The sequence below is a fragment of the Curvivirga aplysinae genome (assembly GCF_009711445.1).
Lineage (GTDB): Bacteria > Pseudomonadota > Alphaproteobacteria > UBA8366 > Aestuariispiraceae > Curvivirga > Curvivirga aplysinae.
On sequence record NZ_SMMC01000010.1, the window covers coordinates 1 to 819 of the forward strand.

Consider the following 819-nt stretch of genomic DNA (forward strand, 5'->3'; position numbering starts at 1 on the left):
TCAGTTATATATACAACCGATCTAGTTAATATTTAATTAAAATTTGATGTATCGCAAGAAAAAAAGAAAAGGCACAACCTCAAAAGAGAGAATTGTGCCTTTCAGGTGAATATGATCATCTAGGAATGAGTTAGGCTGCCGCTTCGAAAGCCTCTAAATTTAGACGAATCTTTTCACTAACTCGTTTAAATGCTTCGATATCTTCTTCGGAAATTTCATCTGATGCTTGAAGATTGATATCCTCAATATAAGGGCTTAGTTCTGTTTCAAGTGCTTTACCTTTCTCGGATAGGTAAATATTTATCTTACGACGATCGCTTTCGTTTCGTACACGCTTAATTAGCCCGTCGCGTTCCATCGCGCGCAGGGCAACAACGGTGGTAGGCCCCATGATGCCAAGTTGGTCACTTAATGCCTTTTGTGTCAGGCCATCTTCGCGCCATAACACACGTAAATAATACCATTGGCCAATTGGAATGTTATGTTTGGTGAGGCGTGCTTGTAATGCACGTGTAAACGCACGATGTGTCATGCGTGCGTTAAATCCAAGACTTTCATCTGGCTTGATGATCAATTCTGTTTGTTTCAGCATGGTATTACTCTCCAATTTTGAAACTTATTAAATAAACTGCTTTATAATTGACTTTGCAGGATTAATTTTATGCTGCCTAAGTCTATATTGCACTGCGATATGAAACCTTATGGTCCGGCGAATTCGGAATGTCAATTATTCCATAAGGGGTATTTGGGGGTTAATTTAGTATGCGAATGATTAACTCCTTGAAAATATATACAATTTTATTTAAATTGAGGTAAATC

At 37.9% G+C, this 819-nt stretch carries 1 protein-coding gene; it reads right to left on the reverse strand.

The genetic code is table 11. From position 1 onward, the window contains the following. Positions 1–130: 130 nt before the first annotated feature. Positions 131–592: a MarR family winged helix-turn-helix transcriptional regulator gene (locus tag E1160_RS00040; protein ID WP_155152949.1), complete on the reverse strand. Its 462-nt coding sequence runs from the start codon at positions 590–592 to the stop codon at positions 131–133. Positions 593–819 lie beyond the last annotated feature (227 nt).